The organism is Bradyrhizobium diazoefficiens (assembly GCF_016616235.1).
Taxonomy (GTDB): domain Bacteria; phylum Pseudomonadota; class Alphaproteobacteria; order Rhizobiales; family Xanthobacteraceae; genus Bradyrhizobium; species Bradyrhizobium diazoefficiens_H.
Genome location: NZ_CP067100.1, coordinates 2,774,064 through 2,795,157 on the forward strand (window position 1 = coordinate 2,774,064; position 21,094 = coordinate 2,795,157).

General features: G+C 63.4%; 22 protein-coding genes. 12 read left to right on the forward strand and 10 right to left on the reverse strand.

The features are described 5' to 3' along the window. Positions 1–92: 92 nt before the first annotated feature. The gene (locus JJB99_RS13100) at positions 93–1,478 is read left to right on the forward strand and encodes a hypothetical protein (RefSeq protein WP_200499141.1); all 1,386 of its coding nucleotides are present in this window, start codon (positions 93–95) and stop codon (positions 1,476–1,478) included. A 143-nt stretch (positions 1,479–1,621) separates the two neighbouring features. Here the strand turns inward: JJB99_RS13100 and JJB99_RS13105 are convergent, their stop codons facing one another. Further along, entirely contained in the window at positions 1,622–1,843 is a 222-nt protein-coding gene (locus tag JJB99_RS13105; protein WP_200499142.1) for a hypothetical protein, read from the reverse strand. Between the two features lie 349 nt (positions 1,844–2,192). Between JJB99_RS13105 and JJB99_RS13110 the strand changes: the two genes are divergently transcribed. Beyond that, on the forward strand, positions 2,193–2,375 hold the full coding sequence (locus JJB99_RS13110; protein WP_200499143.1) for a hypothetical protein: 183 nt from the start codon (positions 2,193–2,195) through the stop codon (positions 2,373–2,375). 21 nt (positions 2,376–2,396) lie between these two features. On the opposite strand, the gene JJB99_RS13115 is transcribed toward JJB99_RS13110, so the two are convergent. The 3 genes from JJB99_RS13115 to JJB99_RS13125 form a co-directional block, all read right to left on the reverse strand. Further along, a complete protein-coding gene (locus JJB99_RS13115; RefSeq protein WP_200499144.1) occupies positions 2,397–3,773 on the reverse strand; it encodes a vWA domain-containing protein in 1,377 nt (458 codons plus the stop codon). A 5-nt stretch (positions 3,774–3,778) separates the two neighbouring features. Then, a complete protein-coding gene (locus JJB99_RS13120; RefSeq protein WP_200499145.1) occupies positions 3,779–4,726 on the reverse strand; it encodes an AAA family ATPase in 948 nt (315 codons plus the stop codon). A gap of 147 nt (positions 4,727–4,873) precedes the next feature. Then, positions 4,874–5,074: a hypothetical protein gene (locus JJB99_RS13125; protein WP_200499146.1), complete on the reverse strand. Its 201-nt coding sequence runs from the start codon at positions 5,072–5,074 to the stop codon at positions 4,874–4,876. A 224-nt stretch (positions 5,075–5,298) separates the two neighbouring features. On the opposite strand from JJB99_RS13125, the gene JJB99_RS13130 reads away from it, so the two are divergent. Next, positions 5,299–6,273, forward strand: a complete 975-nt coding sequence (locus tag JJB99_RS13130) for a quinone oxidoreductase family protein (protein ID WP_200499147.1) — start codon at positions 5,299–5,301, stop codon at positions 6,271–6,273. A 52-nt stretch (positions 6,274–6,325) separates the two neighbouring features. Here JJB99_RS13130 and JJB99_RS13135 read toward each other — a convergent pair whose 3' ends face one another. Both JJB99_RS13135 and JJB99_RS13140 read right to left on the reverse strand, forming a co-directional pair. Next, positions 6,326–6,601 (reverse strand): hypothetical protein, encoded by a 276-nt coding sequence (locus JJB99_RS13135; RefSeq protein ID WP_200499148.1) that lies wholly within the window; start codon positions 6,599–6,601, stop codon positions 6,326–6,328. 101 nt (positions 6,602–6,702) lie between these two features. Further along, the gene (locus JJB99_RS13140) at positions 6,703–7,311 is read right to left on the reverse strand and encodes a S24 family peptidase (protein ID WP_011088876.1); all 609 of its coding nucleotides are present in this window, start codon (positions 7,309–7,311) and stop codon (positions 6,703–6,705) included. Between the two features lie 168 nt (positions 7,312–7,479). Between JJB99_RS13140 and JJB99_RS13145 the strand changes: the two genes are divergently transcribed. Together JJB99_RS13145 and JJB99_RS13150 are read left to right on the forward strand one after the other, a co-directional pair. After that, a complete protein-coding gene (locus JJB99_RS13145; protein WP_200499149.1) occupies positions 7,480–8,013 on the forward strand; it encodes a GcrA family cell cycle regulator in 534 nt (177 codons plus the stop codon). A gap of 49 nt (positions 8,014–8,062) precedes the next feature. Next, entirely contained in the window at positions 8,063–8,638 is a 576-nt protein-coding gene (locus JJB99_RS13150) for a hypothetical protein (protein ID WP_200499150.1), read from the forward strand. Positions 8,639–8,685: 47 nt separating this feature from the next. Here the strand turns inward: JJB99_RS13150 and JJB99_RS13155 are convergent, their stop codons facing one another. Continuing rightward, positions 8,686–9,042: a hypothetical protein gene (locus JJB99_RS13155; protein ID WP_200499151.1), complete on the reverse strand. Its 357-nt coding sequence runs from the start codon at positions 9,040–9,042 to the stop codon at positions 8,686–8,688. Between the two features lie 567 nt (positions 9,043–9,609). On the opposite strand from JJB99_RS13155, the gene JJB99_RS13160 reads away from it, so the two are divergent. Next, entirely contained in the window at positions 9,610–9,795 is a 186-nt protein-coding gene (locus JJB99_RS13160) for a hypothetical protein (RefSeq protein ID WP_200499152.1), read from the forward strand. A 141-nt stretch (positions 9,796–9,936) separates the two neighbouring features. Next, positions 9,937–10,278, forward strand: coding sequence for a phasin (locus JJB99_RS13165; RefSeq protein WP_027562452.1), 342 nt, complete (start codon positions 9,937–9,939; stop codon positions 10,276–10,278). Between the two features lie 344 nt (positions 10,279–10,622). Here JJB99_RS13165 and JJB99_RS36230 read toward each other — a convergent pair whose 3' ends face one another. Both JJB99_RS36230 and JJB99_RS13180 read right to left on the reverse strand, forming a co-directional pair. Then, positions 10,623–11,453, reverse strand: coding sequence for an alpha/beta hydrolase (locus JJB99_RS36230; RefSeq protein ID WP_246775229.1), 831 nt, complete (start codon positions 11,451–11,453; stop codon positions 10,623–10,625). 154 nt (positions 11,454–11,607) lie between these two features. Beyond that, the gene (locus tag JJB99_RS13180; protein ID WP_200499155.1) at positions 11,608–13,407 is read right to left on the reverse strand and encodes a ShlB/FhaC/HecB family hemolysin secretion/activation protein; all 1,800 of its coding nucleotides are present in this window, start codon (positions 13,405–13,407) and stop codon (positions 11,608–11,610) included. Positions 13,408–13,537: 130 nt separating this feature from the next. On the opposite strand from JJB99_RS13180, the gene JJB99_RS13185 reads away from it, so the two are divergent. Next, positions 13,538–14,782 (forward strand): FecR family protein, encoded by a 1,245-nt coding sequence (locus JJB99_RS13185; protein WP_200499156.1) that lies wholly within the window; start codon positions 13,538–13,540, stop codon positions 14,780–14,782. Positions 14,783–14,840: 58 nt separating this feature from the next. Beyond that, on the forward strand, positions 14,841–17,585 hold the full coding sequence (locus JJB99_RS13190) for an EAL domain-containing protein (RefSeq protein WP_200499157.1): 2,745 nt from the start codon (positions 14,841–14,843) through the stop codon (positions 17,583–17,585). A 9-nt stretch (positions 17,586–17,594) separates the two neighbouring features. Here JJB99_RS13190 and JJB99_RS13195 read toward each other — a convergent pair whose 3' ends face one another. Further along, positions 17,595–17,855 carry a hypothetical protein gene (locus tag JJB99_RS13195; protein WP_200499158.1) on the reverse strand — a complete coding sequence of 87 codons (261 nt, stop codon included), beginning with the start codon at positions 17,853–17,855 and terminating at the stop codon, positions 17,595–17,597. A 265-nt stretch (positions 17,856–18,120) separates the two neighbouring features. Between JJB99_RS13195 and rocF the strand changes: the two genes are divergently transcribed. From rocF to JJB99_RS13210, 3 genes are all read left to right on the forward strand, one after another. Then, on the forward strand, positions 18,121–19,098 hold the full coding sequence (gene rocF, locus JJB99_RS13200; protein WP_200499159.1) for an arginase: 978 nt from the start codon (positions 18,121–18,123) through the stop codon (positions 19,096–19,098). A 190-nt stretch (positions 19,099–19,288) separates the two neighbouring features. Further along, complete coding sequence (gene soxC / locus JJB99_RS13205) at positions 19,289–20,554, forward strand: sulfite dehydrogenase (protein ID WP_200499160.1); 1,266 nt, start codon at positions 19,289–19,291, stop codon at positions 20,552–20,554. Further along, positions 20,541–21,083, forward strand: coding sequence for a c-type cytochrome (locus JJB99_RS13210; RefSeq protein WP_200499161.1), 543 nt, complete (start codon positions 20,541–20,543; stop codon positions 21,081–21,083). Before soxC ends, JJB99_RS13210 begins: the two co-directional genes overlap by 14 nt. Positions 21,084–21,094 lie beyond the last annotated feature (11 nt).

Here is a 21,094-nt window from a genome sequence, read left to right on the forward strand (position 1 = left end):
GCAGCCCGCAAGTTCCCGGGTAGAGGGACGAATCAACAGCATTTAGAATAAGCCAGCAACGAACCTCCCGAGATTTTGGCCGACTTACAGACATGAGCAGCGACATTTCCTTTCCGTCACATCGTGAAAACCGGTTTTATCAGGGCGCGGCTGCGACCTTCATCGCCAACGCACTCCAGGCCGTGAATTTTCTGGGTGACCGGTTCTTGCGGCAGTCGCAGCATTCATTCTCGGCCATCGAGGACCTTTACCGGCACTCGATGGACAGCGCCTTCTCCGTGACCGAGTCTTTCCTCGTCACAGGCGCGCCGCACGCATCCGCCTATTATCCGCGCGACTTTGCCTGGTTCTATCCTGACGTTCTCGACCCCGAGACCATCATGGATTCCCAGGACGCGGTGCGCCGGGCGCGCCTGCTCGAAAAGAGCGTGCGCCTGCTTCTGGAGGCGGTTCGCGCCGACGTCATCACCACGACCATCGTTCCCGCCGGACGCGGCCGCTATCTCGGTGTGAACTATTTCTCGCGCCCCTCCGATACGCTGCTCGGCGTCCTCGCTGGCGTCCAGCAGATGATCTCGGGCGAGGAGAGGGCGTCGTCTTATCTTGCGATGTCGCAATGTGCCCATGCCGGCCGCTTGCTGCTGACCGAGTATGGCGGCGATCTGAAGCGCGCGATCCTTAAGCTCGCAAGCGAGCTGGAGCCGTTCGACGCCGACGGCACCAGATACTTGCTCTGCGACGCCAGCGGGCCGCGCTCTGCGGCGACGGACACCCGTGCCGAGCGCCGGCGTTTCGTCACCAATGCCTGCGTCTACACGACGTTCGTGTGGGGCGTGCAGCTCGGTATCGTCGAGGAGAACGAGCTGAAGCGGCTGCTCGGGCGTGATCTCGCGGAGTATAAGAGCGGCCTGCTCCGTCTGTTCGGCAAGAACGGCTACATCAGGCATTCCCTGGACGGGCCGGCCGGTTCGCCGGCGTCATCGGTTGCGCTGGATTTCGTCAGCGTGCATCGCGGCTTCTGGAATCTGAACGACGCGGGCGAACGCGCGCTGTTTGCGGCCACGGCGGATCTGATCATCGCCGAGCCGCGCTTTCGTATCCCCAGCACGTTCCACTTCCTGGTGTCGGCGGAAAATCCGCGCAACAAGATGATCCACAAGATCGCGGCGCCCGCCTACCAGGGGCGTTCCTCCTGGCCGACGTTCAACGTCGAGTTCGCCGATCGCATGCTGGACTTCGATGAATTCTCCGGGAGCGATACCTATCGCGCCTGTGCGCAAGGGATATTGAAGGACATTCGCACCGCGACCGAGGTCCACGGCGGATATCAGGAGCTGATCTCAGAGCAGGGGCTGAAGTATCGCACCTGGGCCTATAAGGGCGCCGTGGCGCACTCCTGGTTTCCGCGCTTCCTGTCGGTGTGGAGGAGGGCGTACGGAACGCCGCTCCTGCATTGGACGAGTGAGCCGCGGCAATAATCTGACGTTCCCGAATGAGGACGAATTCGCGCGCCTGAAAGAGCCCATCATCACCAATACAGATCGAGGCGACGCATCTTGTGCGGAGAGCAACGACTTATTCTTCAGGCCATCGTGAGCGCGTTGCGCACAACGCCAGCCCGTCACGCCACGAGGTCCAGCAGCCGGCACGATCCGCGCACGAGCACCTTGCGTCCGGTGGGCGTCATCGCAGGCACGCCGTCATCAACGACAACGAGGCCGAGCTTGACGAGGCTTTCGACGAGATAGGCCTTGGAGAGGCGACCGGTCGACGGCGGGTTGCGAAGCGTACGCAGGGCTTCCCATTGGTCCGGTGAAAGATCGAAGTCGAAATCGTCGTTCATATTGCCTCAAGCGGTCGTGCAGTTCGTGCGCCCCTGTTAGCGAGGCTGCATGAAGACCATGCGACGACAATGAGTCGGGAATTCGGTGAGCTGTTTAGAACGTCTCTTCACGAATTGCCGCACCTCGTTGTGCCACAAGAGTTAAGATCGCCCGGACGCAACATCGTCCCGCAACTCGATCACATATTGATGATCCGGGCTTGATGCTGCGCCGCGAGCTACCGCGCTGCACGGAAGCGCTGCTGTCCCATTCTGCGTCGCAATATGCCCAGAAATCCTGAGACGAAGGGATCCGGACTCTGTTACGCTAATTCGCGGGGAATGGCTTCACACGGCAGGAGTGGAGTGCATGAATAGGCTGGTTGAAATTCGCAGTCAGGAATCCCTGTGCCGGGAACGCGCCGCGCTCGATTCGGAACGCCGCGTTTTCTGGCTCGCGCAAGCCCAGGAATGGGAGCAGCGCGCGCTCGACGAAATCGCCTATCACTTCCGGGAGTGCAACGTCTCCCACGTGGAGCTTGCGCGAAGCTGACGTCTGCCGCGAGCTCGCAACTTACTGATAGATGGCGACGATATCGGACACCGCGCGCTCGAGCTGTTGCGCGGTGGCGCATTGACGCACGACCGTACAAAAGGTCGCATAGCGCGGCATCTCCGAATCGCCAAAACCCCAGGCGAGCCGTCCTTCGGGATTGAGCCAGACCAGCCGCTTCGAGCGTTCGGAGACACGGCGCAGGATGTCGGCACGCGGGTCGAGATTGTTACTGCGGGCATCGCCCAGCACGATCACCGTGGTCTGCGGCGTCAGCGTGCTCATGAAATCGTGCTCGAAATCGACCAGCGAAGAACCGTAATCGGACGAGCCGAAGCCGACCTTGGACATGATCTCGGCCATCGCCTCTTCCGGCGACTTCTTTTCCAGGATCTCGCTGACCTCGATCAGGTGCGAGGAGAAGGCAAAAGAGCGGACGTCGTCGACCACCTCGTGCAGCGAGTGGATCAGCAGCAGGAAGAAATCGGAGACTTGCGCGACCGAGCCGGAGACGTCGCACAGTGCGACGATCTTCGGCCTGTCGCGATGCTTGCGCTTCCAGGCGGTGAGGAAGGGGACGCCGCCCCAGGCGGCGTTGCGTCGCAGCGTGCGGCGGACGTCGAGATGGCCGCGGCGCTGGCGTTTGCGCGGCTTGGAATAGCGCTCGCGCAGACGGCGCGCAATCTGGCGAATGAGGGCACGCATCTCCGCGACCTGGCGCCGCTCGATGCGGGCGAGTGGCGCGTTGCGCAGGATCTCGTTGCGAAGGTTTTCGGCTTCTTCGCGGGCATAGAGTGCCAGGCCTTGCGAGACCGTGTCGCGCACCGCTTGGCGCAAGCCGTCGAGCGCGGCGCGGAGGCGCTCGGCCAGCGACGGATTGGTAGCGGTCAGCTCATCGAGATCGTCGCGCAGGCGTTGAAGGCCCATGGCGTCGAGGATTCGGCTGGAGAAGATCCCGCGCTGGGTGGAGTAGCGGATGTCGGACAGCGAGGCGGCACCGGACGCGCTGGCAATTGCCGCGGCGATCGCGTTGCGGTCCTGCGACAGCAACATCTGCGCCAGCGGGCCCAGTCCTTCCGGCGGGCCTTCACCCGACTCGCTGGCAGCGCCTGATGAGGGAGACCGGTCGGCGTCCTGTGAGGCGTCGTCGTTATTGTCGGCCTCAGGCGAATCCTGGCGCGGCTCGGGCTGGCTGAAGAACAGATCAAAGCAATCGCCGAGCGCGAGCTTCTCGTCCTGTGACTTGGCGAGCGTCAGCAGCAGCGCATCGCGCAGGATGGCCCGATCGGAAAAGCCGACCTGTTTGACCGCTCGCATCGCATCGATGCTTTCGGCGGGCGAGACGTGCACGCCGGCGCCGCGCGCCGCCCGAAAGAAACGATGGAGGTTCTCGCGCATCGGCGTCAACCGAAGACGTTGGACCGTGCCGCCTTGGCAATGAAGGTCGTCACTTGCGGCGACGCGGCCTCGATGTCGGCCTCATATTTCAGGAGCACGTTGAGCGTGTCCTTGACGATCTCGGTATCGAGCTCTGCTGCCTGGAGCAGCACCAGCACGCGCGCCCAGTCGATGGTCTCGCTGACCGAGGGCAGTTTCTTCAGATCGAGCGAGCGGATTTCGTGGATGAAGCCGACCATCTGCCGGCGCAGCGCCTGCGAGATGCCAGGCACGCGGCTGTCGACGATGCGCTCCTCCAGCCGCTGCTCGGGGAAGCCGATATGCAGATGCAGGCAGCGCCGCTTCAGGGCGTCGCCGAGGTCGCGCTCGCTGTTGGAGGTGAGGATCACCGTCGGCGGCGTGATCGCCGAGACGGTGCCGAGCTCGGGAATCGTGACCTGAAAATCGGACAGGATCTCCAGCAGCAGGGACTCGAACTCGGCGTCAGATTTGTCGATCTCGTCGATCAGCAGCACGCAGCCGCCCGGCTGCTCCAGCGCCTGGAGCAGTGGCCGCGGTTCGACGAACTCCTTGGAGAAGAACACGTCGCCGAAATCATGGAGCTGGTCGAGCGCGGCATGCAGCGTCTGCGCCCCGCCGAGCACTTCGCCGAGCTTGTCCTTCAGGATCTGCGTATAGAGGAGCTGCTTGGCGTATTTCCACTCATAGAGCGCCTTGGCCTCGTCGAGGCCCTCATAACATTGCAGGCGGATCATCTTCATGCCGCGCCAAGCGGCAATCGCCTTGGCAAGCTCGGTCTTGCCAACGCCCGCGGGACCCTCGACCAGAATCGGCTTTTCGATCTGCTGCGACAAATAGACCGCGGTCGCGATCTGCCGGCTCGCGATATAGCCCTGCGCGGCGAGGCCGCTCTCCACTGCCTCGATCGACGCCGAGGCCTTCTGATCAGCCACGAAGGGCGCTCCCAAAGATCCTGTTTGAGGCTTGTTCTGCCTGCGTTCCCGGCAAAGAACAAGCCTCGTTTGGGAGGCATCAGACCCGCGTGAGCGGCGTTTTTTTCCGCAGAACGCAAATACTTGCGCGGCTCGCCGTTGGTGCGATCAGTGCTGCAGCAGCTCGCCCTTGCGGATGGTCTGTCTGACCTCGGCGCCGCAATCGGCGCATTCATAGACGAAGTCGATCTTGGCAAGGCTCCAATGCGGTTCGACCTGGCGGACATACATCGGCAGGAACCCCATGCAGGTCGGGCAAATCACAGGCGCGATTTCGACGTCCTGATGATGCTGTACATAAGCCGGCATCTCGGTTCTCCTTCGCAGGCGACCACCAATCCCCGCGCGAAGGCTACTGCCGGTGGCCCGAGAGCCATCATCAACTCTTTCGAACAGACGCGGAACGGCGGGCGTTTGTGGTTCGCTGTGACATTCTTGCGACGGCTCTGTACTGTAACGGGCGGTTCAAATGCCTATTTCTTCGGCCGATCGGGTTCTCTGACCTTCACTGCAACAATAAGGGAGCAACGCCCATGACGCATGCCATTCGCTTTCACAAAACCGGCGGTCCGGAAGTCCTGGTTTGGGAGGAGGTCAATGTCGGTAAGCCCGGACCAGGCGAAGCGCGCATCCGCCACACCGCCGTCGGTCTCAATTTCGTCGACATCTACAATCGCTCCGGCGTGTATCCCGTGCAATTGCCGAGCGGACTCGGCAGCGAAGGAGCCGGTGTGGTCGAAGAAGTCGGGCCTGGTGTCACCGATCTGAAGCCCGGCGACCGTGTCGCCTATGGTGCTTCGCCGCTCGGAGCCTATTCCGAGGCGCGGCTGATCCCGGCCGATAGGCTGCTGAAGCTGCCCGACGGCGTCGACGACAAGACCGCGGCGGCTATGATGCTGAAGGGGCTCACCACGCAGTATCTGATCCGGCAGACCTATCGCGTGAAGGCCGGCGACACCATCCTGCTCCATGCCGCGGCCGGCGGCGTCGGCCTGATCCTGAGCCAGTGGGCCAAGCATCTCGGCGCGACCGTGATCGGCACCGTCAGCAGCGACGAGAAGGCAAAGCTCGCCAAGGCGCATGGCTGCGATCACGTCATCATCTACACGCGTGAGGATTTCGTGAAGCGCGTCGACGAGATCACCGGCGGCAAGAAAGTGCCGGTGGTCTACGATTCCGTCGGCAAGGACACGTTCCTGAAGTCGCTGGATTGCCTCGCGCCGCTCGGCGTTGCCGCGCTGTTCGGTGCGTCCTCAGGTGCGGTCGAGCCGCTCAATCTCGGCCTGCTCGCCCAGAAGGGCTCGCTGTACGTCACCCGGCCGACACTGTTCACCTACGCCGCCAAGCGAGAGGCTCTGGTCGCGATGGCGAACGAGCTGTTCGACGTCGTCAAATCCGGCGCGGTCAAGATCGAGGTGCACCAGACCTATCCCCTGAAGGACGCCGCCAAGGCGCACGCCGATCTCGCCGCGCGCAAGACCACGGGATCGACAGTTCTTACTGTGTGATCTCGGATTGAGAGCCGTTCCGATTCCATCGGAACGGCTCTCAAGGCCGGCGTCACGCTTTCTCGTGCTTGCGCACGTCGCGGGCGTGATCGAGGCGGATCGCCTGGAGATCGACGTCTTCGGGCGGAATCTGGGGAAGGGCGGCCTCGGTCAGGATCGCCTCGGTGACGTCCTCGACCGAGTTCTCCGCGATTTCGTGGATGAACGAGATGTTCTGGTATTCACCGGAAGCGATGCGGGAGACGACCTCGCGCCTGGTGACTTCAGGATCGACGACGGCCTCGCGACCACGCCGCCCGTAATCGATCATGACGACGAAATATTGCATGAAACGGTCCTGCCGCGCACCCGGAGTCGGGAGCGCGGCAGAGTATTTCCGAAAAACGAAATCAAGTCAAGCGCGATTTCTGTAAATCGGAAATCGGGCGTCTACTTGCCCTTCTTGCGGGGGCGGGCCGACTTGGCGCGCAGCCGCTCGAGTTGGCCCTTGGGCATGGAGAGGCAGATTTCCCCGACCCAATCGAGCTTGACGCCGACGATCGGCTTGGCGTTGAAGCTATTGAGATTGACCACGGATGGTGATTTGCCCCGTTCGATGGTCTTCAGATAGCGCTCCCCGGTCTTGAGCCGGACCACGGCCTCTTCGCCGTAGAAGCTCGACAGCGGATGGCGCTGGTCCTTGTAGACCACGATCACGTCGCCGCTCTCGTATTTGGGCAGCATCGAGTCGCCCACGATCTCGAATGCGATCGTCTCTTCCATGATCGGGAAGGGCAGCGCGATATCGCCAAGTCCTTCCGGCGGAACCTGTTCATAATCCGGCTCGATTACTGCGCCGGCGCCGACCCTGCCCATGATCGGCGCGAGGTTGAGCTCAAGGTATTCCATAATCGGAATAATTTCGGACGCCTTCACCAGGCGCTCGCCGCCGAGGATCTCCGACACTGCGCCGGGCCGCACGCCCATCGCCGCCGCGAGCCCGCCTTTGCTCTTGCCGGTCTTTTCCAGGCCCCGCTCGATCATCGCAACATCCAACATGGTGATTCCCTCGATTGCCCATGGTCTGCCCTCTTATAATCCGAAATTCGGAATTGATGCAATTATGAATATCAGAAATAACGGCTTGACTAACGCTTCGGAATACCGGAATGTGTGTTTCACCTGTCGGTCGTTCGACCGGCGGAACGCGCATCACAGGACAGCAGCATGGAACCGGGCCATTGGCCGTCGGAGCACTCCGACGCGCTTCGCGACCATTTTCTCAAGGGATTGTCTTATGCGGAGATCGGTAGAAGGATTAATGCAAGGTTTGGAACGGCTTACACGCGCAGCGCGGTGGCGGGCCGCGCCAAGCGGCTCGGGCTCATTGGCTCAGCAGTGGAGACCAGCCCGTCGATCGTGCCGTCTTTGCCGGGAGAGCCCTGTTCGTCTTCGACGCATCGCGCGGCGTTGCCGGGCCTGAATCTGCCGCCGAAATCCGCAATGAAGCCGGCGGCACCGGTCAAGTTGCGCTGCGTCGGTGTCCAGCCGCGCCTGATCCCCCTCGCCGAACTCGCAGACGGCGACTGCCGCTACCCCTATGGCGGCGACAAGGACGGGGAGGAGATCGCCTTCTGCGGACATCCGCGCCAGCAAGGCTCGAGCTATTGCGGGCCCCATGCACGCCTGACGCGCCGGTCCGGAGCCGCGTCGGCCCGTGCCGTCGGTCCAGTCATGTTGAGACTGGTCTTCGCCGCCTGAGGCGGGAGCCATCACCTGTCCAATCGTCAACTTTGCAAGGAGTATCCGAGTGGCGCGCCCCCGACGGAACAAATCCTACAAATTGACCGGGATCTACGACCGGCGATCGCGCGAGATGCCGTTCAATGCCGACGTCGCCGAAGTGGAAGTCGACAATCCATTGGCGCTCGACCCCGGCGAGAAGATCATGGCCATCCGCTCGATCCGGAGCGATCCCCTCGGCCGGCTGCACGCGCACCACCAGATCGACGAGGCGCAATACCGCGGTGGACGTGCCTTTCAGAACGACTGGGAGCGGGCAGAACGGGGGCCGCAGGCGGTGGATACGACGCGCGAATATGTCGATGGCACCAGCACGCGCGAGCCCGTCACCGAAAGCCAGCGTCAGGCGGTGCTGCGGCTGAACCGGATCGAGCGCGAACTCGGCACCGACGGCGCCGCGCTGGTGCACGATGTGCTGGTGCTGGGTCTGACCATGGACCAGATCGGAGAGCGTCGCGCCGTCCGCACCCAGCGCTGGAACGACTATTTTGCGCGGCGTTTTCGCGAATGCCTGGACCGGCTGGCTCTGATCTACGGCTTTGCGACGGAAGCGGGGACACAGCGTGCAGACCGCTGCAAATGAATGACGGCACGCCTGCGGCCTCGGCCGCGGGCGTGCCGGTCCGCCGCTTACGGGTGCGGCACGATCTGGTAAGGCGTCGCGTAGGGCTCGACACGGAGCGAGGCGTTGGCCAGAAGCCCGATCTTGGCGGTCGGCGCCTGCTGCAATTCGCCGCTCGGGCCGCGATGCACGTTGTATTGCCAGACGGTGAGATCGCCCTTCTGCGCCAGCGCATGCGCGACCGCGCTCGCATCAGTACCGCCGAGCGCCTGCAACTCCTCCGCCGACAGTCCGACGACGATCTCGTCCTTGACGGTGATGATCTTGAACAGGTTCATCTTGGCCTCCTGCGCCCATGCGCCTTTTATCGAGAGGGTGAGAAGCGCAACCGCGGCGCCCTTGATGAGATCGCAGCGAGAAAGCATGCCGTCGTCCTTTGGTGCTGAGGCGCGCCCGAATCGATTGAGTCCGTCAGCCATGGCGCCCGTGTCTGCGTGGCCGTTTCGCAACCGCTTTGTCGCTCGGTCTTGAACGGCGGTTCAACGATACAACCGCCGAGAGGAGACTCAACAATAACGTGTGTAAGCTCAAGAAGCGGTAGATCGCCTCCAGCAATGTTTGTTCGCATCGGGAAATGAGGCGAAACGCTGAGCCGGTTGAGAACGGAGAGGGCCGTGTGCGTGATTGATGCTGCTTCTTGACGCAGGTGGGTGACGACGGTCGATATTCCTGTTATCCGGAATTGCCGTGGCGCGATGCGGACGAAGCATCGCTAGGCCGATGGTCGGACTTGCCGGAGGGGTTGTTCCTTGGCATAGTTGCAACCTGCTCCGTTGGGGCCGTCCGTCCCGACATGTCGTTCGGCGTGCTACCCTGCCGGGGCCACCCGGCCCGAGAACTGATCGTCGCCATCGCGTCCGATTCTGGCGTTCGGTTCTGGAGTGGGGCCTCGATATCGGATCACGAAGGCCGATGCTTGTCATAGGTGCGAGATGAAGAACCTCAATTTCGCGGCCGAATTGCACCTCAAGCTCGGCGCGCCTGCAAGCGGCACCGTCGAAAGCCTGCGCCTCCTCCGCGCGTTTCTGAAACTCGCGCCTCGACAGCGCTTCGAGGTCATCAAGCTCGTCGAAGACCTCGCCACCGAAGAAACCCTCCCCGAACACCCCCTGTGCTGAGCCAGGCCGCGCCCCGGCCTCACGCCTTGCCTCGTTTTTCCTACCAGAGCGGGACCGCCGGTGCGGCGTTTGTCCGGGGCTGGCCGCTGGAAGGCGATCCGGCAAGTGTGGTAATCAGCTAAAAAAGGGAGGAGTGCGACCATGATCGAACCGAAGCTCGAAGTTCCGGCCGAACTGCGCGACCTGGCCGAGAAGACGATTGACCAGGCCGAAAAGGCATTCGGCATGTTTTTTGACGCTGCCACCAAGTCGATGACGTCGGTTCCCGGCGCAGGTACCGAAGTGTCGAAGCAGGCGCTCGCTTTCACCGAGCAGAACATGAAGTCGGCGTTCGAGCATGCACGCAAGCTCGTCCATGCCACCGATCTTCAGGAAGCGATGCGAATCCAGTCGGACTTCCTGCGCAGCCAGTTCACCAGCGCCGGGGATCACATGCGCCAGATGACCGGAAGCTTCATGCAACCGGGCAAGGGCAAGTCGTAGTTCTCAAGTCCTGATTCTCAAGTCCTGATCCACCGCGTCCGTGCGGGGCGTGCCCACAAATTGATCTTGCCTGGTGCAGCGATCCGCATTTCGATGTTGATGCAGGTCCATGACGGGCCACCGAATCGACCTCATTCGCCGTCCGTCATCCTTTCTGCTGATCCCTGTCGGTCCTCCGGCAGGGATTTGCATTTGTGGCAAGTGTCGCGGAGCTGCCTTGCTCTGCGGCAACGCGCTCCCGGCTAAAGCGCGATGAGATTGGGATGAATCGTCACCGCGCTTTAGGTTTGTTGTTTGAGCATGATCTTTTCGGAAAACCGCGGCACACTCTTCCGGATCATGCTCTAGTAGTCGCCCGGATTCATGATCATCGGGCTTTTCGTATCGGCCGGCGCGAGCGCACTGCTGGCGCTGTCACGCAGGAAGCGGTCGAGCGTCGCCTGGATCTTTTCCTTGACCGCATCGGGACCGCGATCGCTCATCTCGGTGTGCTGAGCGCCGGTGTGGACGATGTCGATGCCGCGCGCCTTCGCCTCTTCCGGCGTCGGCAGCACGCCGGGATCGGTCTGGAAATGTGGATCCTTGGAGCGGAACGACAGGATCTTCAGGTGGTCGCTGAGCACGAAGGGCACCCGCAAATTGTCGAGCGTGATCACCTTCGACACCAGTTCCGGATGCTGATGGGCGACATACATGGAGACGTCGCCGCCGTTGGAATGCCCGACGAGGGTAATGTGGTCGTAGTCGACGTTCTCCTGCCGCTTTTTCAACTCGGCCAACGTGAAAAGAATGTTGGCCTCGCAGCGGATGTAGACCTCGCGCCGGCCGACATATTTCTGGCCGACATGGGTTATGAGCGGCGGATCGCTCGGCAGGTCCTGCTGGATGCTGGCCACGAGATAGCCGCGCGCGGCAAGCACGTTGGCAAGGAAGGAATACTCGGTGGCCTTGACGGTGTTGCCGTTGCTGATGATGGCAAGCGGGAGCTTCCAGAGGCCGAGATTGGCCTTGGTCTCGTAATCGCGCCGCACGGCGAGCTCGACCGAGATCGGCCGCTGCCGTGAGGCGTCGAATAGGGACAGCGTCTCATGGCGGATCGCGAACCGGCTGACGACGACATACTGGCCGACGCCAAGGACGCACAGGAACGCCAGGATTGCAAACACCCTTTTCATGGACCGGTCTCAAATCACTTTCGGCTGAAGATGGTTATGGGAATCCCCCGGATCGAGCGATCGTGAGCAGGTTAGGGGATTAAATTTAGGCAAGTCTGTGAGAAGCGCCGCAAAAGGGCCTCATCAAGGCGCGCGGCAGCGACAGTTCATGCGGCTAGAGGCAGCCGCCCTTGCCGCGTTCGGGGCACAGCCGGAACGCGCTCGACAGCGTGAACAGGAAGCGCGGGCTACGGCGCTCATTGTCCGGCGCCCGGTAGCCCAAGGGGACGGCCACGCCGAAATCGGCCAGGAAATCGTCCGGCAGGAAGAATCGCACGCCCGCTCCGGCCGATGTCAGCGCCAGGCCGTCGCTCAGACGGTAGCCATCGTTCCAGACTGCGCCGGCGTCGCCAAAGGCATAGAGTTGATAGCCTGTCCAATAGCGGAAGTTCAGCTTCTGGTCGAAGCGTAGTTCGAGCGAGCCGGCAAGACCGTTGTCGCCGCTGATCTCGGCTGCGCCATAGCCCCGACCGAAGGCCGCGCCGCCGAGATAGAATTGCTGCGAGGTGAACAGCGGCCGCGATGCCGTCTGGCTCGCCGCGGAGAGCTTGAACGACCAGGCGTCGTTGAGCGTCTGATAGCGCGTGAACCAGAAGTTCAGCACAGAGAAGTTCGAGGACGCGCCGTCGCGCGACAGCAGATCGTCGTCGAAATGCGAGGCGCCGAAGATGTCGAGGCCCTGGCGGTAGGTCATCGTCGCGAAATTGGTGCCGCCGAAGCGATCCTGGAGCCGATAGTCGGCGGTCAGGCTCGCGGTCCTGATGTGGTCGTTGTACCAAGGGCCGTAAAGATCGTGCTCGGAGACGTTGCTGAAGGTCGTCGCCGCCGTCAGCGTCAGCGTGGAGGATTGCGACTGCAACGGCACGATGCCGGCACGCAGCTCGAACGCTTCGGTCGTGGTGATATCGCTGTCGAGGCGGCGCATGTCGCCCGGCCGGACCGCGCTGTACAGGACCGAAGCGCCAAGCCTGACACCGTCGATGCCGACAGGCGCGTCATAGGACAGGCGCGCGAATCCGAGTTCGCGCGGATCGTTGGCAATCGTCGACAGGTTGACCGCCAGCGTGTCGCCGGGCGCGAGGTAGGAGTTGAACGCGCCGGTCGCGTAGGTCTGCCAGGGGCCGACCGAGGACGAGCCGAGATTGTCCACGCCGAACGAGGAGAAGACGTGCCAGGTTTTCAAATAGACCGTGAGACGGAAGCGGCCGGTCGCGCCGCCGATTTCCTCGAGCGCGGTATCGGTGATGCGGACGCCCGGCCTGCCGTTGACGAGGAAGAGCTGGCGCTCGAGCGTTGCGAGGCGCGATGGCTGTTCGGCCAGGACCGGGGCGAGCATCGGCCTCACGCCGAACTGCTCGGCGCCGTCGCCTTTCAGCTCGGCCTCCACGATGGCGCCTTCGATCACCTGGATCCGGACGCGGCCGTCGGCGATGTCCTGCGGCGGCACGATCGCGCGGCTCAAATGGAAGCCCGCAGCGCGGTAGAGATCGCTGATCGCGCCTGCGATCGCGGCGAGGTCGGCCTGCGAGACCTGCTTGCCGAGATAGGATTGATAGACCGCGGCGAACCGATCGCCGGAGATGGCATGGGCGCCGCTGACGTTGACACCGCGCAGCACGAACTGCGGCCTGGCGTCACCGCCGGTGGCGTTGGGCTGGCCGACCGTCGGCAGCCTGACCGCAGGACGTCTCAGCGATTCCTGCTCGGTTTGGTTTTCAAAGTATTTCTCGGGCTGGCGCGGATCAAAGCCAGGCGCGTTCGCCTGCTGCGCGAAGGCCGGCGGAATTCCCGTGAAAGTCGGTGCCAGCAGCACCAGCGCGGTAAGCAGATGCCGCTTCTCCGTGCGCGCAACGAGCCGTTCTCCGTAGTTTGACGGAGAAGCTCCCATGCGCCGGTAAGGGTTCGTTAGCCGCATGATTTTTCATAGTTTTTTATGGTCAATGAATCGTTAACGGCAGCTTCCGACTGGCCGCTTTCCGCTAAGTCTATGTTGAATGATTTCGGATACCCCTCAGGACTGGCTGTAACGCGGACTGAGGATCGTCATGCTGGGCAAAATTGGAATGCGGTGCGCCTTCGCGGCAGCACTGGTCCTGGGAACGGCTTCCGGTGCATTCGCCGCCGATGACGGCGTCTGGTCGGTCAGCAAGTCTTCAGGCGAGGTCTGGCTTGCCACCTCCGGTGCGCAGCCTGTGTCCTTGAATCAGGACGGGACGCTCAAGCCCGGCGACACCATTCGCACCGGCCGCAACGGGCGCGTCCTGCTCGTCCGCGGCGAGGAAAGCATTCTGATCTCCCCGAATTCGGTGGTCGGTTTGCCGGCCGAGAAGAAGGAGGGCCTCTCGACCACCATCATCCAGCAAGCGGGTTCAATCCTGCTCGAGGTCGAGAAACGCAACGTCAAGCATTTCGAGGTCGAGACGCCCTATCTCGCGGCCGTCGTCAAGGGAACGCAGTTCAGCGTAACCGTGGGCGCGGGCAGCACCAAGGTCGGCGTCGTCCGCGGCCAGGTCGAAGTCTCCGACTTCAAGACCGGACAGATCGCCCAGGTCATGCCCGGACAATCCGCCACCGCCTTCGAGCACGGCAAGCCCGGCCTCAGCCTGAGCGGTGCCGGGACCTTTAATCCGATCGAGCAGGGCAAGCCGCGCGCTTCGACGATCGAGCGCGTTCCCGTGCCGAAGTCCGGCCTGTCGGCGCCGCGCAATGCGGCGAGCGGCCATGCGATCCATGCGCTTGGCCCGATCGACAGGGGGACCAAGGCCGCCGGCGCGCCGAAGCAATCGCATCAGGCGAGCGGAGCGCACGCGCCCAAGGCCGGCGTCGTGCGCATCTCGAGCTCGCTCGGCGAGGTCAAGCTGAACTTCCACAAGGTCACGCACGGCCTCGCCCGCGGCGCCGCTGCTCCCGGACAGGTGCGCAATGCGAACACCAGCAGCAGCACCGAGACGGTCTGGAGCGATACCAAGGCGAGCACGACGACAACGGCTAGCAACAGCTCCAGCGTCACGGCTGTCACCATGAGCAGCAGCGCATCTGCGGCCAGTGCGACATCCTCGTCGTCAAGCGCGACGGCGACCGTTGCGACCAGCGCTGGATCGACCAGCGACGCGTCGGGCAAGAACGGCAACAACGGCAACGGGAATAGCGGCAATAGCGGCAACGGCAATGGAAGCGGCAACGGTAGCGGCAATAGCGGTGCCACCGGTAACGGTAAGGGCAACAACGGTAACGGCAATGGAAATGGCGGCGGCAACGGCAGCAACGGTCACGGCAACGGCCGGCACTGACGCGAATTCCGGGGGATGAGGGGACGCACCCGATAAAGCGGGGGCGCGGGAGGATCGGGTGAAACGCTATCGGCCGCATGTTCTGGTCGTGATCGCGCTGGCGGTCGTGCTGTCCACGGGATGGCATGGCGCGCTTCGCAATGTGCTCACCGACCTGCGTTTCGCCTGGCAATCGCGTGCGGCCAGCGGCGATGTCGTCGTGGTGGCCATCGACGCGCCCTCGATTGACCAGATTGGGATCTGGCCGTGGCCACGCCGGCTCCACGCCGAACTGCTGCATAGGTTAGAGGCGGCGGGAGCGCAGGACGTCGCCTTCGACATCGATTTCAGCACGCCGTCGGATCCGGCCTCGGACGCGGCCTTCCTTACCGCGCTTCGCGAGGTCGGTGGTTCGACGATCCTGCCATCCTTCAAGCAGCCGGCGCCAAACGGCGGCGCGGCTCACATCAATCGCCCCCTGAAGCCGTTCAGCAACCAGTCCTGGCCGGCTGTCGTCAATGTCGCGATCGAATCCGACGGCCTCGTCCGCCGTTATCCGGTCAGCGAGAGGCTCGGCGACTCCCAGCTGCCGTCGATGGCCGTCGTGCTGGCCGGACAGGACGCCAATCGGCGGCCGCCCTTCCTGATCGATTTCAGCATTCGTGTGGCCTCCATCCCGACCGTCTCCTATTCCGACGTGCTGCGCGGCGATGCTGCGACGCTCGCCAAGTTGAGAGACAAGAAGATCATCGTCGGTGCCACCGCGCTCGAGCTGGGCGACCGGTTCAGTGTTCCGAATGGCAAGATCATCTCGGGGCCGGCCCTCCAGGCGCTCGCGGCGGAAACCATCCTCCAGCACCGGATGCTGCGCTGGACGTCCGATGTCGGCATGTTCTTTGGCTTGGGCCTGATCTGTCTCCTGATGATGTATTCGTGGCGCCGTCTCTCACCAGGCGTCCGCGTCGCGGTTCTAGTCGCGACGGGGGCGGGCGTCGAGCTGACCGCTGCCCTGGTGCAGGCAAAGTGGCCGCTCATCATCGACACTTCGCTGTTTCACATCGCGATCATCGCCTATCTGGCGGCGATCGCGCTCGACGAGATCGATTTCCGCAGTCTTCTGGGGCGCATCGCCGAGAGCCGCTTTCATCGTATCGCGATGTCGCTCGGCGATGGCCTGGTCTGCACCGACGAGGATCACCGGATCACCGTGTGGAATCCCGGCGCCAGCGCGATCTTCGGCTACATGCCGACCGAAGTGATCGGACGTCCGTTCGAAATACTTTGCGCCGTGCCCACGGACAGCGGTGCAAAGGCTTTCGCCATTCGCGATGCTGCGCGCCAGTCGCTGCTGGTGCCAGGTGGCGCCGTCGTCGTCGAGTTCGAAGGACGGCGCAAGAATGGCGAGACGTTTCCCGTCGAGGCGAGCTTCTCTGGCTGGCAGGGAACGGACGGATTCCAGTGCGGAGCGATCCTGCGCGACATCTCGGTTCGCAAGCGAGAGGCCGAGCGTGTCAGATATCTCGCCGAACATGACGCGCTGACGGGGCTTGCCAACCGCAACATGCTGCATGCAGGCCTCGCTGACATGATTGCGGACGCAGAGCGGCGTTCTTGCGAGGTCGCGCTGCTTGTGATCGGACTCGACGGCTTCCAGCGCATCAACGACATGCTGGGGCACTCCGCCGGCGATCTGGTGCTACAGGCGGTCGCCGTTCGCCTGAAGGAGCAGGTCGGAGATGGAGCGATCGTTGCCCGGCTCAGCGGAGATGAATTCACCATCGCGCGCGAAAGCGCCGACGGCGGCGAGCCGATCGCGGAGTTGGCCGAGCGAATCGCGCGCGCGTTCGAAGCGCCGCTCGCATCGGGCACGCGTCAGCATCGCGTGCGGATCAGCATCGGGGTCGCGCTGTATCCCGAAGGCGGGCACACCGCCGATGATCTCCTCAGCAACGGTCACCTCGCACTGACCAAGGCCAAGCTGACGCGGCGCGGCAGCCATGTGATCTTCGAGAATGCAATCCGGCAGGAGCTGGAGAACCGGCTGATGCTGGAGGGCGAACTGGCCCTTGCCGCCGATCGCGGCGAGTTCGAGCTGTTTTATCAGCCCCAGGTTCGGCTGGTCGACGGCAGCCTGGTCGGAGCCGAAGCGCTCATCCGCTGGCGGCACCCCGTGCGCGGCTACGTGTCGCCCGGCGAGTTCATGCCGGTGGTCAACACCTCGGCGCTGTCCGAGCGGATCGCGAACTGGGTGATGGAGACCGCCGCTCGTCAGGCGCGCGCCTGGGAATTGTCAGGCAACAATGTGCGCGTTGCGATCAATCTCTCGCCGTCGCAGCTGCACTCCGGCGATCTCGCGCATTCGGTTGCGGCACTGCTTGAAACGACCGGACTCTCACCCTCGCTGCTCGAGCTCGAGGTCACCGAAGACATCCTGCTCCATGACGAGGCCCGCGTGCTCGACATGTTCGAGCGGATCCAGCGGCTCGGTGTCCGCATCCTGTTCGATGACTTCGGCACCGGCTACGCAAGCCTGAGCTACCTGAAGAAATTCCCGCTCGACGGCCTCAAGATCGACCGGTCCTTCGTGCTCGACCTGCTCTCCGATTCCGACGACGCGGCGATCGTCGGATCGACCATCGGCCTCAGCAAACAGCTTGGTCTCACGGCCGTGGCTGAAGGCATCGAGGACCGCGCCACGGCCGATGTCCTGGTCAGCATGGGATGCGAGGAGGGGCAGGGCTATTTCTTCGGCCGCCCGATGCCCGCCGCGGCGTTCGAGAAGCAATTTCTCACGGAGGAGCTCGACGTCGTCAGCGCCGCCTGAACCGCCTCGCTAGCGCCGGCGGGCGATGGCCACACCAAACAGGAACGCGACGAACAGGCTGGCGAGCGGCGCTTCGCGCGTGATCGCCGCAACAGTCGCGAGCGGTCGTCCGGGCTTTCGCGCTTCATCGATGGCATAGGTGAGGCGGTCGACGGCGGTGCGCAAACCTCCCGCGACCTCTCCGACGGTGTGAGACACGTCGGTCGCGACGTCGATGGCGCGTTCGGCCATGCCGGGCTGGGGATTGGGCTGCGGTGTTTCCGTGCTCAAGTGCGCGACCTCCGAACCTGACAGAGAACTCGAGACCGGCACCTTTGGCTATCCGCGCGAGCGCTCGTTTTGGAACAGCGGGCCCGAAGACCTTTGGCTATCCGCGACAGGCGCCGTTTTGAACGGCGGGTGCCGGCCTTGCAGGGAAAATGCGCCATGGCGCAATTAGTTCCGGCCGAATCCATTTCGCCGCGAACTCCCCGGGAAACGACGGATGCGAATCTCTGTTAGGCTGGTGCAGCCTTGCTGAACTCGGGAGATTGCCGTGACCGACCGGACCATGACGGATCGCGCCCGGCGTATCGCGCTGCTCGGCGCGCCGATCGACATGGGGGCCTCGCAGCGCGGGACCTTGATGGGCCCTGCGGCGTTGCGCACAGCCGGCCTTGCGACGCTGCTCGAAAGCCTCGATTTCGAAGTCGTCGATTACGGTGATCTCTCCGTGGCGGAGGTCAGGGACCTCGCCGACAAACCACCGGAAAACGCCAATCACTACCGCGAAATCCAGCGCTGGACGCGCGTGCTGAGCCGCAGAGGCCACGAGATCGCGCAAACCGGCGCGCTGCCGATCTTTCTCGGCGGCGATCACGCCTTGTCGATGGGCTCGGTCAACGCGATGGCGCGCCACTGGCAGGAGCGCGGCCGGGACTTGTTCGTACTCTGGCTGGATGCGCATGCCGACTACAATACGCCGGAGACCACGATCACGGCCAACATGCATGGCATGTCGGCGGCGTTCCTGTGCGGCGAGCCCGGCCTCGACGGTCTGCTCGGCGATGATCCGCGCGCCTCGATCGATCCCGACAGGATCGATCTGTTCGGCGCACGTTCGATCGACAAGCTCGAAAAGGAACTGATGCGCGCGCGACGGATCAGGATCGTCGACATGCGCCAGATCGACGAGTTCGGCGTTGCTGTCTTGATCCGCCGCGTCATCGAGCGCGTCAAGGCGCGCAATGGTGTGCTGCATGTCAGCTTCGACGTCGATTTTCTCGATCCTTGCGTGGCGCCGGGCGTCGGCACCACCGTGCCGGGCGGAGCGACCTATCGCGAGGCTCACCTGATCATGGAGCTGCTGCACGATTCCGGCGTGGTCGGGTCGGTCGACATCGTCGAACTCAATCCCTTCCTCGACGAGCGCGGCCGCACTGCGCGGACCGCGGTCGAACTGATCGGCAGTCTGTTCGGCCAGCAGATCACCGATCGGCCGACGCCGAGCAACGCGATCGCACCGGGAGAATGAACCTGGCAAGTGAACCTAGCGAGTGAACCGGGCTGCCGGCGCTTGTGCGCTGCAAGGAAAGGAACTCCTCCTGCGGCCGCTGGATTTAGAGCAGTCCCTATCGAAATCGCCTGGCTTTGAAACAGCTGCGATTTGCAAATGCCGCGCTCGGGCTGTTTGATGCGGGCTCAGCGCCAGCCGAGGGCCCGCAATGAGCACGCATCCCGACGACAATCCCGTGACGACTACGCGCCGCCGCCTTCTCGCCGCCGGTTCGGCAGCCATTGGAGGTGCCGTTCTCGCCGCGGGCGCTTCTGCTGCCGCGGAGACGGATAATCTTCCGCCCAACATTCCCGAATGGATGAAGGCGCCGGGCGAACCCATGGGAAGCCAGCCTTACGGCGCGCCTTCGCCGTTCGAGAAGGGAGTCGTCAAGAACATCTCGAAGACCCTCAAGCAGTACATCTCTGCGTCCGGCCGAACCCCCTTGCAGGAGCTCGACGGCATCATCACGCCGAACGGGCTGTTCTACGAGCGGCATCATGGCGGTGTTCCCACCATCGATCCGGCGCAGCACCGGCTGATGCTGCATGGATTGGTGGATCGTCCGCTGATCTTCACGATGGACGATCTCAGGCGATTCCCATCGCAGTCGCGCATCCACTTCCTCGAATGCTCCGGCAATCCCGGCTACAGCAAGCCCTATGGCAAGACGGCGTCGGACCTTGTGGGTCTCGTGAGCTGCGCCGAGTGGACCGGCGTGAGCTTGAAGCTGGTGCTGCAGGAGGCCGGGCTGAAGCCGGAGGCCAAGTGGGTGGTCGCCGAGGGCGCCGACGCCGCAGCGCTAACGCGCAGCATCCCGATCGAGAAGTGCCTGGAGGATGCCATGCTGGTCTACAGCCAGAACGGCGAGCGGCTGCGCCCGCAACAGGGCTATCCGCTGCGGCTGTTGCTGCCGGGCTTCGAGGGCAACATGAGCGTGAAGTGGCTGCGGCGCCTGCATGTAGCCGCGGAGCCCGTCTATTCGCGCGAGGAGACTTCGAAATACACCGATCTCTTGCCGGACGGTACCGCGCGCGAGTTCTCCTTCTACATGGAGGCAAAATCGATCATCACGCGGCCGTCGGGCGGCCAGCGCCTGAGCGCGGCCGGCTTCCACGAGATCACCGGCATCGCCTGGAGCGGGCACGGCAAGATCGTGCGCGTGGACGTGTCTGTCGATGACGGCAAGAGCTGGCAGGAAGCCCGCTTGCAGGAGCCGGTGCTGACGCGTGCCCTGACGCGTTTCCGTCTGCCATGGCACTGGGACGGCAAGCCTACCGTGATCCAGAGCCGTGCGATCGACGAGACCGGCTATGTGCAGCCGACGCTAGCCGAGCTGCTCGCAGTGCGCGGCGAGAATTATTTCTACCACAACAATGCGATCTGGCCCTGGCGCATTGCTCACGACGGCGAGGTGACGAATGCACTGGCGTAAGACTTGCGGTGTCGTCTTCGCGATCCTTGCCGGCATCTGTGCGAACGGAGCGCGAGCACAAGGCTCTTATGGTATCGGCCGCCCGGCAACGGCCGCCGAGATCGCAGGCTGGAATATCGATGTCGGACACGACGGCAGCAATCTGCCGAAGGGAAGCGGCTCGGTCGGGCATGGGCGTGAGGTGTACGCTCAACAATGCGCCTCGTGTCACGGCGACAAAGGCGAGGGCGGCGTGGGTGACCGGCTCGCCGGCGGACAGGGCACGATCGGAACGGCAAAGCCAGTCCGAACCGTTGGCAGCTACTGGCCTTATGCGCCGACACTGTTCGACTACATCCGCCGCGCGATGCCGCAGAATGCGCCGCAATCGCTGAGCGACGACGACGTTTACGCAGTGTCGGCCTATATCTTGAACCTGAACGGGCTGGTGGGAGCGGATGCGACCCTCGACGCCAAATCGCTGGCGGCCATCAGAATGCCGAACCGGGACAAGTTCGTGGGTGATGCGCGCCCGGATGTGAAGAAATAACCCATGGGAAC